This window comes from Streptomyces sp. NPDC048636 (genome assembly GCF_040650655.1).
Classification (GTDB): Bacteria; Actinomycetota; Actinomycetes; order Streptomycetales; family Streptomycetaceae; genus Streptomyces.
This window is the reverse complement of record NZ_JBEZHR010000020.1, coordinates 42,576-56,888: the sequence shown is the minus strand read 5'-3', so window position 1 is coordinate 56,888 and position 14,313 is coordinate 42,576. Positions and strand designations below refer to the sequence as shown.

The following is a 14,313-nucleotide window of genomic DNA, read 5'->3' as shown; positions in this document are numbered from 1 at the left end:
CGCGGTCATCCGACCGCGCCCCCGCACCGGCGTCACGGGTACCGACCGGGCATGAGGTGATCCTTTACGGGAACCCGGGAGGCCATGGAGACGCTGAGCCGATGGGAACGAGCGATAGAGCGCTGGCAAGAAGTACTGCTCGCCAAGATGTTCCGGAGCGAGCCCGTGGAACTGGTCGAAGCCCTGCGACGGGAGTGCGACGACCACACCGTGGTCTGTGGACCGGAGCGGGTGGTGGTCCCCAACGCCTATGACGTCGAGCTGGCGGAGGGCGTGTACGGGGAACTGACCCGGCGCGGCTGCACGGTGGGCCAGGTGCTCACCGACAGCCTGCTGCGCCACGCGGAGAAGAACGGCTACGAATGGGCGGGCCCGCCGACCGTCCATGTCACCTGGTCCCGCGAGGTGCCGAACGGACGGTACCGGGTGGCCGGACGCCCCATGGCCCACATCCGCGCGGACGGGTTCACCGCCCCGGTGGCCACTCCGGTGCCCGCCTCGGCAGCCACCCCGGCGGCCGCTCCGGTGGCCGCCCCGGTCGCCGAGTAGCCTCCGGCCGTCCGGGGCCGGGGACCGGTCCCGGAGCACCGCGCCTACGGTGCCGCCATGCGGATCACACGGAAACTGGTCATCGGCTTCCTCGCCGTCTCGATGCTCGCACTGCTGGCCGTGGTGGCCGGACCCTGGAGGTCGAGCGGGGCGGACACCGGGGCCGCGCAGTGCACCCGGTACGCCACCGGTCCCCGCGACGCCGCCCGTTCGGCGCGGCCGGGGGACGTGGTGTGCTTCGACGGCGATCTGTCCCGGCGGCGGCTGGTCATCACCCGGGGCGGGACCGCGAGGGAGCCGGTCACCTACTCCGGTGGCGGCGCCGCGGTACACGGCATCACGGTCGAGGCCGACCACGTTGTCGTCGAGGGCTTCCGCGCCGACCGGCCCGCGGCGCCGGGGGTCGAGCTCACCGGCGACCACCTCACCCTGCGCGACACCACGGTCATCGCCCCGCGGGGCGGGGACGGCGACGGCATCCGCTTCTTCGGCGACCACATCCGCCTGCTCGACAACACCGTCCGGGACACCGGCAACAGCGATGGCCGCCACGCGGACTGCATGCAGACGTTCGCCAGTGACACCCCCACCAGCCATCATGTGCGCATCGAGGGCAACCGCTGCGAACGGGTGGACAACATGTGCCTGATGGCCGAGGGCCCCGATGACAGCGACGGGGAGGGCGACGGACGGGGCACCACCTCCGGCTTCGTCATCAAGGACAACCACTGCGAAACCCTGCGCGCCGCACAGGCCCTGATGTTCGAGGACGTGCAGGACGTCACCATCACCGGCAACACCTTCGCCGCGCCGACCCACCACGCCATCGGACTCGCCGACCACTCGACCGGCGCCCATGTCGGCCACAACACCCTCGATCCCGGGATCGGCTACGAAGTGGGCATCGACGCCTCGTCCCGGCCGGGCTACGAGGGCCCGGAACCCGGCGGAGCGCCGTAGTCGGCCCGTCGCCCGCCGCCCCACGACACTGAACCGGGGCGCGGGCGAGGCGGTGTGCCAAGGTGGTGGCCATGACCTCCGGCCAGCACACTCCGCCACGGGCCTCCCTCGCCACCTGGCCCACACCCCTCGAACCCGCACCGCGGCTGGCCCATGCGCTCGGGCTCGGCGCGGACGATCTGTGGATCAAGCGCGATGACCTCATCGGCCTCGGCGGTGGCGGCAACAAGGTGCGCAAACTGGAGTGGCTGTGCGGTGCGGCGGTGGCCGACGGGGCCACCGTGCTGGTGACCACCGGCGCATCGCAGAGCAACCACGCACGGCTGACCGCCGCCGCCGGCGCCCGCCTCGGTCTGGACGTCGTCCTCGTCCTCGCGGGCTCCTCCGGTTCCTCGTCATCCGGCAACCTCGCGCTGGACGGCCTCTTCGGCGCCCGGGTGGTGTGGGCGGGCGAAGGCGACGCCGGGACCCTCGCGACCGCCGCCGAGCATGTGGCCCAGCGGCTGCGCCGCGAGGGCGCCGTTCCCGCGCTCATCCCCTTCGGCGGCTCCAGCCCGGTGGGCGCCCGGGGCTATGTGGAGTGCGCCCGTGAACTCCTCCTCCAGGCACCCGAGTTGAACACCGTGGTCACCGCGCTCGGCTCCGGCGGTACCATGGCCGGGCTGGTCGCCGGACTGAGCCCCGACCGGGTGCTCGGCGTCCACTGCGGTGCCGTCCCCTCCCCCGCGACCACGGTCTCGGCACTTGCCACCCCACTCACCGACACCCCCTGCCCGCCCCCCGCGCTCAGGATCCGCCTCGACCAGGTCGGCGCGGGCTATGGCACCCTCACCGAACCGGTGATGTCCGCTCTCACCCTCGCCGCCCGTACCGAGGGCCTCGTCCTCGACCCCATCTACACCGGCCGTGCCCTCGCGGGGCTGACCGCCGCCGTCGAAAGCGGCGACATCACCCCCGGCCAGCGCACCGTCCTTCTCCACTCCGGCGGCCTCCCCGGCCTCTTCGGCCACCCCCCGACCCTCGCCCGCGCGGAAGAGGGGCTGACCGACGGCTGACCGGCGGGTTCCCTCCGCCGCCTCCGGGAAGCCGGTCATCCGTGGTCGCGTCGGACGAGGGTGACCGCTGCTACCGGGGCGATGTACCTACGGCCCGGGGCGATGTGCGTACGGGGTCGCCGGTCGATGTCGTACGGCGTCGGCCACCGGACGCAGAAACGGCGTATTCCGCATGTCTGATTCAAGTCATGTCGTCAGGGCGGCCGCAGGCCGGTCTAGTCAGCCGCCCGCACATAGGACTATGGAATATGCTCCTGAAGGCTCTTGGCCGTATGAACCACTCCGCGCTATGAGTCGATACGGGCCGAAGCGGCCGGTGGCGCCGGGAAGTTCGCCGGTCGCGAGCCGGGCGCCGGGGGCGCTCGACGGGGCGTGGGGCCGTACCCAGGGGATTCGCTGAACTCCTGTGGCAGGTGGGGCCGCTGGGTCCTGCGGGGCACCTGGGGTCGCGGACCCTACTACACCCCACCGGCCTTTTCATAGCATTACCGGATTTCACCCCCTCGTGCTGAACGGTGCGTAACCTCACGGTCACTGATGAAGCGCCATCGGCGCGCACCACGGGTTCCGCAGGGAGGGGAGACCGCATGCCCGGGATCGACGAATGTCTGCTCGAGGCCATGACCGTGCACGGCGCCCGCGGCGCCGCCGTGATCGAGTGGACCAGTGGACTCGCGCTCGGGATGGTCGGGGAGGTACGGGACGACGACCCCGAGGCCACCGCCGCGGAGACGGCCGAGCTGGCCCGGATGGCCGCCGAACAGCGGGCGTTCGCGGCGGTCGGGGCCAAGGACGCGGAGCAGGGCGAGGGGGCTTCGTCCGTGGAGGACGTCATCATCACCACGGGCACCTGCTACCACCTGCTGCGCTTCGTCGACACGGCCTTCGACAGCGGTGTCTTCTTCTACTTATGGCTCGACCGCCGGGAGGGCAACCTGGCGCTCGCCCGGATGCGGCTGCGCGATCTCTCCGAGCGGCTGGCCCTCATATGAACCCTCATATAGACCCTCATCCGGACCCTTTGGTGAACTCCCCCGGGAGACCCGACAGCCGGACCGGATCCGGCCCCAGCCTTATCGAGCTCGCCGGTGAACGGGCCAGCGGCGCCCTGCTGTGCGACGCGGGCACCGTCTATCTCCGTGAGGGCCGGGTCGTGCACGCCGAGAGTCCGGTGGCCCCCGGTATCGATGTGCTGCTCACCACCGGTGGGCGGCTGACGGCCGAGACCTGGCGGGAGGCGGTCGGCCATACGGACGGCCCCGGCGGCGTCGGCCGGTTCCTGGTCGACAGCGGTCGGCTGTCCGACGCGGCGCTGGAGATCTGCCAGCTCGGGGCGCTGTTCGACGCGGCCTACTTCGCCCTGGGCACCGGCGGCGGCCCCCGCGGCTTCCAGCGGGGCGCCGCCCACCGGCTGGGCTCCGTCCGCCCGGTGGGCGCGGACGCCGTCGAGCGGGAGACCCGGCGCCGTAGCCGTCTCCTTGACGACTTATGGCCTTGTCCCCACGTCGACACGGCACCTGTGGTGCTCCGCCGGGCGGATCCGCGGTCCCCGGCGGTGACCCGCCGTCAGCGCGCGGTGCTGGACCTGGCCGACGGTGTCCGGACCCCCGCCGACATCGCACGGGCCCTGGGCCGCCCCGCGTTCCACACCTTGATCGACATACGGCGGCTGGCGGCCGCCGGACATGTCGTCACCCCCCGGCCCCAGGCCACCGCGCCATCGGCCCGCTCCCCCGGGTCCGGCGCGGTGGTCTGGCCCGACACCGTCCCCGAAACCGTCTTCGCCGACCCCGGTATCGATCTGCTGCGCCGACTCCGTGACGCCTTGGAGGCAACCCTGTGATTCCCCGGACCGCCCCCGCCGCCTCTTGCGCACCGACATGAGACGTACCTTGCGACAGCGCACGGAGAGAAAGCATCTGATGGCCGCCGAACCCGATGTGCTCGAGGAGCTACGGCGGTTACGCGCCCGGGTCGCCGATGTCACCGGCGCCCTGGCCGCCACCAGCGACGGTCTCGTCCTGGCGCATGACACGGCCACCGTCGAACCCGAGGGCGTCGCCGCGCTGACGGCCGCGGCCCTCGGAGTGTCACAGTCCCTCGCGGACGCCACCAGCCGGGGCGCCTTCCGCGAACTGCTGGTGCGCGGCCAGGACGGCTATGTCGCCACCTACGCGGCCGGGCCTGCGGCGGTGCTCACCGTCCTCGCCGGAGCGCGCACCAACGTCGGGCGGCTCCATATGGAGGCCCGCCGGTCGGGCGCCCGGATCGCCGACCTGGTCGGCGGCGCCCTCGCCCGGGCCGAGCACCAGGCATAGCCCGCCGTCCGCGCCCCCCGGTTCCCCCTCCCCGAACCGCCCGAACCACACCGAGCCACGCCGGGTCGCTCCACGGCCCTGCCACGGCCCGTTGCACCGCCGCGACCGCGGCACCGACGCACGACCGCACCATCACTGTCCGGGCCGACCCGGACATCACCCGATCGAAAGGAACCTTCATCATGGCGAACACCCAGACCGCGCTCAAAGAGGCCATGACCATCGAGGGCAGCATCGGTGTCGCGCTGGTCGACTACTCCAGCGGTATGGCCCTGGGCACCGTCGGCGGCGGGAAGGACCTCGACCTGACGGTGGCCGCCGCGGGCAATACCGATGTGGTGCGCGCCAAGGTGCGCACCATGGAACAGCTCGGCCTCAAGGACGGCATCGAGGACATCCTCATCACCCTCGGCACCCAGTACCACCTGATCCGGCTGCTGAAGGGACGTGACAGCCAGGGCCTCTTCCTCTATCTGGCGCTGGACAAGAACCGCGCCAATCTGGCCATGGCCCGTCACCAGCTGCGCAAGATCGAAGGCGAACTGGAGGTCTGACCCTCCGCGCCTCCGGGCGTATGACACCGCGGCGGAACCGGTCGGCCCGGACCCCGGGTCCGGCCGGTTCCGCTACGCCCCGCAGGCGTATCGTCACCGCCATGACCGCTCCGAGAAAGATCATCGTGTCCATGTCGGTGTCCCTCGACGGCTATTTCGAGGGGCCGAACCGCGAGATCGACTGGCATCAGGTCGACGACGAGCTGCACCGCCACTTCAATGAGAACGCCGCGGCCATGAGCGCCTTCCTCTGCGGACGGGTCACCCACGAGCTGATGGCCGACTTCTGGCCGACGGCCGACGACGATCCGTCCTGCTCCGAGCCCATGGCCGAATTCGCCGCGATCTGGCGGGAGATGCCGAAGATCGTGTACTCCCGGACGCTCACCCGCGCCGACTGGAACACCACCGTCCTGCCCGAGGTCGACGTGGACGAGATCAAGGCGATGAAGGCACGGCCGGGTGGCGATATGGCGCTCGGCGGCGCCGACCTGGCCGAGACATTCCGTCAGCACGACCTGATCGACGAGTACCGGATCTATGTCCATCCGGTCCTGCTCGGCCGGGGCAGATCCCTCTTCCGTCCCTCGGACACCACCACCGCGCTGGAGCTGGCGGGGACCCGCACCTTCGGCAATGGTGTGGTGATGCTCCACTACCGGCGGTCCGGGTCCACGGCGCGGGGCTGAGCGTCGGCCACCCGACTGCCGCTACGGCCGCTGCTCCTTCTCCGGCTGCCGCTGTTCCGAGCGCTGCTTCACCACCCGGTTCAGCCGGTCCATCCGCGTGGCCAGCGTCATCCGCCCCTCCAGCCGGAAGGCCGGCGGCCGTTTGCCGTCCACATCGTCGAAGCCATAGCGCTCGGCCAGATCACCGGTGGCCAGCACCTGTCCGGTGTGCTCCTTGACCTCGGGGTCGGCCAGCAGCGAGACGACCGCGCGGCCCACGTACTCCGGTGTGTGCACCACCGCGGCGGGACCGCTGCCGAGGGCGTCCCAGGCCGCCTCCACCCGCTCGGTGCGGACGAAGCCCGGGTGCAGGGAGAGCGCCGTGATGTCGGTCTTGCGCAGATCGGCGGCGAACCCCCGGCACATACGGTCCGAGGCCGACTTGAACACGTCGTAACCGACCTGGCCCAGGTAGATGTCCCCGTCGGAGAAGCTGATCCCCACGATCAGACCGCGCTTCTCCGGAAGCATCAGCCGGGTGAGACGGCGGGTCACCTCGTACTGGGCTCGCAGCGACCCCTCGAAGAGGTCGTAGCGCCACATGGGCTGGTCCCAGTACGGGGCGTCGAAGCGCACCTCGGAGGAGCGCTCGTAGCCGCCCCAGGCATTGTTGACCAGCAGGTCGAGCCGCCCGTGGTCGGCGTTGATCCGCTCGAAGAGCGCCTCGTTGTCCGCCGGATCACGGTGATCACAGCGGAGTGCGACACCCGTGCCACCACGCCGGGTGACCTCCTCGGCGGTCTCGTCCACCGTGCCCGGGAGACCCTCGGTCCGGCTCCCCTCGCGCGCGCTGCGCCCCGTGACATACACGGTGGCCCCCGCCGCGCCGAGCGCGGCGGCGATACCACGGCCCACGCCCCGGCTGGCGCCGGTGACCACCGCCACCGCCTTGCTGAGATCCGGTGGGTTCCAGCCGTCGTTCACCGTTCCGTCCTTCCGTCGTGGGGCGCGCCGTGGGGCGCGGATCAGCTCAGATGCGCCGTGGCGTACTCCAGGCTACGGAGGTACGCCGTGGTGTCGGCCACATGGGGAACGCCGTAGCGCTCGCGGAGTTCGGGCATGGAGGTGGGCAGTACGCCGCCGCTGCACGCGGTGACCTCGCTGACATCGCGCAGCACGGAGAGGTAGGAGCGGGTCATCGGCGCCATCCGGGCCAACTCGGCCGGATCCAGCGAGGCGGGGTCCACGATGGGCGGGGCGGTGAGCTCACGGCCCCGCGCGGCCGCGTGTTTGACGACCACCTGGAGACACGCGGGGACATCCATCGCCTCCTCCCCGTAGGTGACCCAGAACTCCCCTTGTTCATCGTCGAGTTGGACGGCCCGCAACACCGCCTTGGACAGCAGGTCCTGCGGGACGAAGTCCATCCGGATCCCGGCGTGGGCGGGGACGAAGGGCGCCCGGCCACGGCCGATCCAGTCGGACATCAGCTGGACGATCTGCCCCTGGGCGGTCCAGCCGGTCACCGAGTCGCCGACCAGGTTGGTGGGCCGGAAGACGGTGTGTGCCACTCCGGACGCGCGCAGCAGCTCCTCGGCCCGGTGCTTGGACTCGATATAGGCGCGGCACACATTGTCCTCGCCGAGCGGCGCCGGGGCGGTGTCGGCGAGCGCGGCGACGAAGGCCGTGCTCATGAAGTGGACGACCGCGCCGGCCCGTTCGGCGAACTCGGCGACCCGCCGGGTGCCCTCGATGTTGATCGGCTGATACCGCTCGACGGGCAGCCCCCATTCGGTCAGCCCGGCGGAGTGGATGACCACGTCCACCTCGTCGGCCAGTGCCGCGTAGCTCTCCTCGTCCAGTCCGAGACGCTCGGCCGTGACATCGCACGAGACCGATCGCTCGGCCTCCGGCGCGGGGGCGCTGTGGGCGGCGGCGATGATACGCAGCCCCGCGGCCTCCCGGCCGTCCGTGGGAGCGGTGTTCTCCCGCAGCAGCGACCGGCCGACGACACCGGAGGCACCGGTGAGCAGTACGGTCCGCGGTGTGCTCATGGCCGTGCGTCCTTCCAGTCCATCAGCCGGGGCGCCATCCGGGCTCCGGCGAAGAGGAAGGGCTCGGGCGGGAACGGCGGCGGGGGCTTGCGTTGATCGTTGTCGACCAGCAACAGCCGTGAGTGGTCGGTGTCCTTGCCGAGCACCAGGTCGCGCAGGACCTTGCCGCCGGTGTGGGTGGCCGCGATGCCGTTGCCGCAGTAGCCGTATCCATAGAACACACCGTGTCCCAGTCGGCCGAAGTGCGGTGCGTAGTCGCGGACGACATCGGCGGTGCCGCCGTAGGCGTAGGTGAAGGACACGTCGTCCCATTGGGGGAAGAACCGCTGAAACTCATGGCGGATGGCGCGGTAGACATCCTGACGGTTCATATTGCGCTGTCTCTTGTCACGCCCGTAGTAGTACGGCGCGGGTCCACCGGCGAACATCATGCGGTTGTCCTGGGTGAAACGGGCGCAGGTCAGCAGGGATTTGGCCTCCACCATGCCCTCGCGTCCGACCCAGCGCACCCGCTCCACCTGCCGGTCCGTCAGCGGCTGGCTCACCATCGCGTAGGTCCAGATGGGGACGACCCGGTGCCGGAACGGCCGGAAAGCGTCCATGTGCACATTGGTGGCGAGCACCACCTTGTCGGCGGTGACCCGTCCACCCGCCGTGACGACGGTGGTCCGCACCCCGGGCTCGACCCGCAGACAGGGGGTGTCGTCGTGGATGACCACGCCCTTGTCCCGGACCACCCGGGCGATACCGCGCACCAGCCGGAACGGGTTGATGAGGGCGCCGCCGACCCGCATACCGGCCTGGACGGCGGGTGAGTCGATGATGTCCCGGGCCTGTTCACGGGTGAGGATGTCGGGTGCGACCCCGCCGATGCGCTCGGCCAGCTCCCGGTCCTCCCGCAACCGTCTGACCTGCCCCCGGTCGGTGGCGACCATCAGGTAGTCATTGGCCTCATATCCCGCGTCGATCTTGTTCTTGCGGGTGAACCGGCCGATTTCCAGGATGGACCGGCCGACCGCCTGGGTGGCTTCCAGGGCCCGCCGGGCGCCGAACTCCTTGACCAGCGCCTGGAGGTCCTTGCCGATGGTCGGAGTGACAAATCCGTCCGCCCGTCCGGAGGCGCCATAACCGGAATGCTTCGCTTCGACGACGTGGATGTCGAGTGCCGGTTCGGCCTCCTTGAGGAAGTAGGCCGTCCACAGTCCGGTGAATCCACCGCCGACAATGCACACATCGCAGTCGACCGACTCCCGAAGCGGGGGGCCGGACACCACGGACTCCGTGTCGTGCCAGTACACGACGTGTTTCAGATTCTTCAATTACGGCCCCTTGACGTGAACCACCAGTGTCTTCCGGTCACACCGCTTCGAGGACCATTCTCGACAGTCCCAGGTGACGCTTGGCGAAGTGCTCGACCGTCGCGCCCAGGTACCTCTCGTAGTTGGCGACATTGAGCTCGCCGACGCATTCCAGGGCCTTCTCACGGTTCCGCCGCAGCCGGTTCAGCCACTCCTGACAGGTGCGGCTGTAGTGGTCCGGGTCGTTGCGCAACGTGACGACGTCGAAGTGTTTCTCACTGCCCTCCAGAACCTCGGAGAGCGCGGGAATCTCGGATTCCGGAAAGACCGTCTCCATGATGAACATCAGGTCACGGACGGTCCGCTTGTCCATGACCGTGTTGTTGCCCTTGATATTGGTCTGGAGCGCGAGACGACCGCCCCGGGGGAGCCAGGACCGGCACTGCCGGAAGAATTCCCGGTAGGCCGCGACCCGCTCGGCGCGGGACAGCCCGGTGCGCGCGAAGTGCTCGAAGGCGCCGATCGAGATGATGGCGTCGTACGGTTCCCCGGGCTCGTGGTCGAGCCAGTTCTCCACCCGGATCTCGGTGCGGGGCAGCTCCAGCCGGTGCAGATACTCCGCCTGGCTGCTACTGAGCGTCAACCCCACGGCCTGCTCGACGCCATGAGGGCCGACCAGCCGCTTGAGCAGACTGCCCCAGCCACAGCCGACATCGAGCACCCGCCGGGCGCCCGGGGCGCGGGCGCCCTCGATCAGGTAGTCCAGCTTCCGCCGCTGGGCGTCCTCCAGAGTGTCCCCCTCGCCCCACAGGGCGCAGGTGTACGTCAACTCCTCGTCCAGCCACAGCTCGTAGAAGTCGTTGGAGACGTCGTAATGGTGCTTGATCGATTCGGCGGTGGCGCCTTGATAGTCGACCGTCACTCGGCGCTCGCCCTGGTGGCCTCGGCCAGCTTCACCAGATCGCCCACGGTCTTCACGCTCGCGGCCTGGCTCGGGTCGAATTCGATGCCCGCGTCATCCTCGATGGTGTAGACGATGTCGGCGATCTGGAGACTCGACAGACCCACCTCGTCGAAGGCGGTATCGGCGTTGAGCGTGAACGAATCCGCCTTGCTGCCCAGCTTCTTGGCTATGAGACCGCAGACGTCCTCGACGGTAATCACGAGCTTCACCTCTCTGGAATGGTTGCGCGACCGTAGACCTGTCCGAAACTCGGTACTCATGGTGCGGGAACGCGGGCACGGCCGTGCGGGACCCACCCCCGGCACTCGCGATGAACCGGTAGAAACGAACCCGAGCTGTGCCCCGTCGAACTCGATTGCCCATCTTGCACGACGGGCAAGGTCATCTCCAGTGTCCCCATGAACTCCCCCACCGTGCCGTAGAGTTTCGGACCATGAAAGAGTGCTCAACCGCGCTACCCGATCAGGATGGCCCACGTCACAACGGTTGAGGCGCATGTGGCCACGTGTTTTCGTGAAAATTGGCAACGTCCTGCCACGAAGAACTTCCCCGAAATTGGCAACGTCCTGCCACCGGCCAGGGGGTTGAACTCCTTTGGCTCGGTATCAAAAAATGGTGTGTGGACCATCATCGCCCGAGCCTTTGTTCGAGGCCCCGGGTCGATGGTCAGTCGATGAGACGATCAGAGGGTGACATGCCTGATCAACTGGGAGAGCACGGGGATGAGTCGGCCTCGCCGACATCCGGCTTATCCAACGACGGCGAAGAGGAATGGGACGAGGTAATCCCCGTTACCTCTGTCATGAACCTGCCGAATCCAGCCGCACCGATCGCGCCACCCCGAACCACCCCCGAGATCCACTCCCGCCATGGGCCATCTCCCTTCCGGGCCACCGGCGTCGCCGCTCGTGGCGAGCGAGCCGTCCACACCACGGACGTCCGCGCGTCACGGCACAGACCGACCGGCGCATCCCGCCACCACGAGCCCGATCCACATGTGTGATCACGTGCGCGAAGTGAAGCAAGGGATTCAGAAAGGGAGTCAGGTCCCATGGACGGTAGGGAACATCGCTGGTTCATCCTCGGGGCGTCGGTGGTTCCGCTCATCGCGGTCTTCGGCGCCATGGTCCTCCTGTGGCAGGAGGTCTTCGGCTGGTCGGACGTGGTCGTCCTGATCATCATGTACGCGATCTCCGGCTTCGGCATCTCCACCGGCTACCACCGGATGCTGACACACCGCTCCTTCGAGACGTACAAGCCGATCCGGGTCGCTCTGGCCACCGCCGGCGCCATGGCCGGCCAGGGCCCGCCGATCATCTGGGCCGCCCACCACCGGCGCCACCACCGGGTCGCGGACAAGACCGGTGACCCGCACAGCCCGCATCTGGACTTCGAGCCCGGATTCCGGGGCATGATGGCGGGGCTGTGGCACGCCCACCTCGGCTGGCTGTTCCGTAACGGGCTGACCTCCGACCCGATCCGCTACTGCCCGGATCTGGTCCGCGAGAAGCCCCTGCGCTGGCTCAGCGAGAACCTGGTCCTGGTGGTGCTGGCCGGTGTGCTGCTGCCCGGCGTGATCGCGTACGCCCTCACCGGCGGTTCGTTACAGGCTCTGCTGACCGGCATCCTGTGGGGCGGGCTGGTCCGTATCTTCCTGATCAACCACATGACCTACGCGGTGAACTCGGTCGGCCACTACTTCGGACGGCGTCGCTTCAGCACCACCGACGAGTCCCGCAATGTGGCCTGGCTCGCCATCCCGTCGTTCGGCGAGGCATGGCACAACAACCACCACGCCTTCCCGCGCTCCGCACGGCACGGCATGAAGTGGTACGAGCTCGACCTGAGCGCCATCCTCATCTGGAGCCTGGAGAAGACCCGTCTCGCCTGGAAGGTCATCCGCATCGACACCGAGCGGCTGACCATGCGGGAGGCCAATGTCAGCCGGGTGGAGGCGGGTCGGCAGGACCGCCAGGAGCTGCTGGAGGGCCAGCAGCGGATCGCGCCCATGGCCGACCGCTCACGGAGCGCGGGGGCTTCGGTGGTGGACGTCGAATAACCCCGGTGTACCGCCCGGCCGACACCGCCGGGTCGCCTGACCACACAACCGGAACACCACCTGAGCGGCCGGGCGGCCCGGACCCGCCGGGGGCGAGACGACGGGGGACATCCCATGCAACTGTGGAACGCGCTGACCAACGGCTCGGCGGGCGGCACCCTGCACGCCTGGTCCGGTGAGGACTTCGAGCACACACCGTGGCGTGAAGTGGCCGCCGACGCCCATGGGATGGCCGCGCGGCTGCGCGCCCACGGAGTGCGGCCGGGCACCCGGGTGGCCACCATCCTCACCAACACCCCGGACACGGTGCGCGGGCTGCTGGCCGTCTGGCTCGCGGGCGGCGCGGTGGCCTCGCTGCCCCTGCCCACCCGCGGCCAGAGCCAGCAGGAGTACCGCCGTCAGTTCGCCGCCGTGGCCGCACGGCTGGACCCGACACTGCTGGTGGTGGACGACTGGCTGACGGCGCTGGTGCCCGAGGAGCTGACCGCGCAGATGCCGGTGGCCGGATGGGCCTCGCTGCGCGGCTCCGGCACCTTCGAGCCCAGCCCGCCCGGGCCGGATGACATCGCCTTCATCCAGTACTCCTCGGGCAGCACCAGCACCCCCAAGGGGTGTGCGCTCACCACCCGCGCCATCGAGGAGCAGATGCGGATCATCCTCGCCCTGACCGGGGGGCGCCCCGCCAATGACACCGTGGTGTCCTGGCTGCCGCTCTCGCACGACATGGGGATGTTCGGCTGTCTGCTCTACGCCTGGTCGTACGACTTCCACTTCGTGCTGTCCACGCCCGAGCGGTTCGCGATGGCGCCCCGCAGCTGGTTCCGCGATATGTCCGAGTACCAGGCCACCATGACCGCGGGCACCAGCACCGCGGTGTATCTCGCCGCCCGCGCACAGGGCCGCGCGGAGCTCCCCAAGGAGCTGCGGCTGCGGGCCGCGGTGATCGGGGCCGAGCGCGTCGACTGGGACACCCTGTCCCTGGCCACCGAGAAATTCGGCCGGTTCGGACTGTCCGACACCGCCTTCCAGCCCGCCTACGGCATGGCCGAGGCCACTCTCGCGGTGACCGGCAAACCGTGGGCCGACGCCCCGTCCTCACTGGTTTTCGACGGTGCGGCGCTGCTGGACCAGAAGGCGGTGGAAGTCTCCGCCGACCACCCCCGCGCCACCCGGCTGGTCTCCAACGGAGTGGCGCTGCCCGGGGTCGAGCTGGTGGCCGGGTCCTCGGGCGAGGTGGCCGAGATCGAGGTCGGCTCGCCGAGCCTGGCCCGGGGGTACCACGCCGACCCCGAGCGCACCGCCGACCGGTTCGTGGCGGGTCGGTTGCGCACCGGCGACCTGGGCTTCGTCCACGACGGCGAGCTGTATGTGATGGGGCGCTCGGACGACATGCTGTCCGTCGGCGGACGGAAGATCTATGCCGCGGAGATCGAGTCGGCCGTGGACTCCTTCCCGCAGGTGCGCAAGGGGTGTGCCGCGGTGGTGGACATCGGTGGCTCGCGGGAACTGCCCCGGCTGGTGCTGATGCTGGAGGCCCAGGGCAAGCCGCGGGACTACCGGCCGATCGCGGACCGGGCGGCGGCGGTGGCGCTGGAGAAGTCGGGTGTCGCGCTGTCGGAGTGTGTGTTCCTGCCGCGCGGCAGCCTGCCGAAGACCCCCAGCGGAAAGATCCAGCGGTTCCGCTGCCGGGCGATGCTGGACGGGGACCGGATCGAACCACTGGCCCGTGTGGCGTTCGCCTGACGAGGAGGACGTCCATGACCCCCACTCCAACGGCCGCTCTCCCGGCCACCGTTCGGGCGCCCGCGGCCGGCTCCGCCCCCTCTCCTCGGAG

General features: G+C 69.9%; 15 protein-coding genes. 10 read left to right on the top strand and 5 right to left on the bottom strand.

Annotation, left to right across the window (positions count from 1 at the left end; genetic code table 11):
• The first annotated feature begins 84 nt into the window (after positions 1-84).
• The 8 genes from AB0C66_RS33490 (at position 85) to AB0C66_RS33455 (ending at position 6,125) form a co-directional block, all read left to right on the top strand.
• Positions 85-549: a DUF3662 domain-containing protein gene (locus AB0C66_RS33490; RefSeq protein ID WP_362447437.1), complete on the top strand. Its 465-nt coding sequence runs from the start codon at positions 85-87 to the stop codon at positions 547-549.
• Positions 550-606: 57 nt separating this feature from the next.
• Positions 607-1,509 carry a right-handed parallel beta-helix repeat-containing protein gene (locus tag AB0C66_RS33485; RefSeq protein ID WP_362447434.1) on the top strand — a complete coding sequence of 301 codons (903 nt, stop codon included), beginning with the start codon at positions 607-609 and terminating at the stop codon, positions 1,507-1,509.
• A 71-nt stretch (positions 1,510-1,580) separates the two neighbouring features.
• Positions 1,581-2,564: a D-cysteine desulfhydrase family protein gene (locus AB0C66_RS33480; protein WP_362447431.1), complete on the top strand. Its 984-nt coding sequence runs from the start codon at positions 1,581-1,583 to the stop codon at positions 2,562-2,564.
• 587 nt (positions 2,565-3,151) lie between these two features.
• Positions 3,152-3,556 carry a hypothetical protein gene (locus AB0C66_RS33475; protein WP_362447428.1) on the top strand — a complete coding sequence of 135 codons (405 nt, stop codon included), beginning with the start codon at positions 3,152-3,154 and terminating at the stop codon, positions 3,554-3,556.
• A gap of 32 nt (positions 3,557-3,588) precedes the next feature.
• The gene (locus AB0C66_RS33470; RefSeq protein ID WP_362447425.1) at positions 3,589-4,407 is read left to right on the top strand and encodes a transcriptional regulator; all 819 of its coding nucleotides are present in this window, start codon (positions 3,589-3,591) and stop codon (positions 4,405-4,407) included.
• A gap of 37 nt (positions 4,408-4,444) precedes the next feature.
• Positions 4,445-4,882: a roadblock/LC7 domain-containing protein gene (locus tag AB0C66_RS33465; protein WP_362447422.1), complete on the top strand. Its 438-nt coding sequence runs from the start codon at positions 4,445-4,447 to the stop codon at positions 4,880-4,882.
• A 182-nt stretch (positions 4,883-5,064) separates the two neighbouring features.
• Positions 5,065-5,436 carry a hypothetical protein gene (locus AB0C66_RS33460; RefSeq protein ID WP_362447419.1) on the top strand — a complete coding sequence of 124 codons (372 nt, stop codon included), beginning with the start codon at positions 5,065-5,067 and terminating at the stop codon, positions 5,434-5,436.
• 101 nt (positions 5,437-5,537) lie between these two features.
• A complete protein-coding gene (locus tag AB0C66_RS33455) occupies positions 5,538-6,125 on the top strand; it encodes a dihydrofolate reductase family protein (RefSeq protein WP_362447416.1) in 588 nt (195 codons plus the stop codon).
• Positions 6,126-6,146: 21 nt separating this feature from the next.
• On the opposite strand, the gene AB0C66_RS33450 is transcribed toward AB0C66_RS33455, so the two are convergent.
• Genes AB0C66_RS33450 through AB0C66_RS33430 form a run of 5 tightly spaced genes read right to left on the bottom strand, consistent with a single transcriptional unit; the run spans position 6,147 to position 10,629 of the window.
• A complete protein-coding gene (locus AB0C66_RS33450; RefSeq protein WP_362447413.1) occupies positions 6,147-7,088 on the bottom strand; it encodes an SDR family NAD(P)-dependent oxidoreductase in 942 nt (313 codons plus the stop codon).
• Between the two features lie 41 nt (positions 7,089-7,129).
• Positions 7,130-8,158, bottom strand: a complete 1,029-nt coding sequence (locus AB0C66_RS33445; protein ID WP_362447410.1) for an SDR family oxidoreductase — start codon at positions 8,156-8,158, stop codon at positions 7,130-7,132.
• A complete protein-coding gene (locus AB0C66_RS33440) occupies positions 8,155-9,477 on the bottom strand; it encodes an FAD-binding oxidoreductase (RefSeq protein WP_362447407.1) in 1,323 nt (440 codons plus the stop codon). The genes AB0C66_RS33445 and AB0C66_RS33440 overlap by 4 nt, the downstream gene beginning before the upstream one ends.
• Positions 9,478-9,514: 37 nt before the next feature.
• Positions 9,515-10,378 (bottom strand): cyclopropane-fatty-acyl-phospholipid synthase family protein, encoded by an 864-nt coding sequence (locus tag AB0C66_RS33435; protein ID WP_362447404.1) that lies wholly within the window; start codon positions 10,376-10,378, stop codon positions 9,515-9,517.
• Positions 10,375-10,629 carry an acyl carrier protein gene (locus tag AB0C66_RS33430; RefSeq protein WP_362447401.1) on the bottom strand — a complete coding sequence of 85 codons (255 nt, stop codon included), beginning with the start codon at positions 10,627-10,629 and terminating at the stop codon, positions 10,375-10,377. Before AB0C66_RS33430 ends, AB0C66_RS33435 begins: the two co-directional genes overlap by 4 nt.
• Before the next feature lie 842 nt (positions 10,630-11,471).
• Between AB0C66_RS33430 and AB0C66_RS33425 the strand changes: the two genes are divergently transcribed.
• Complete coding sequence (locus AB0C66_RS33425; protein ID WP_362447398.1) at positions 11,472-12,479, top strand: acyl-CoA desaturase; 1,008 nt, start codon at positions 11,472-11,474, stop codon at positions 12,477-12,479.
• Between the two features lie 114 nt (positions 12,480-12,593).
• Entirely contained in the window at positions 12,594-14,222 is a 1,629-nt protein-coding gene (locus tag AB0C66_RS33420; protein WP_362447396.1) for an AMP-binding protein, read from the top strand.
• Positions 14,223-14,313 lie beyond the last annotated feature (91 nt).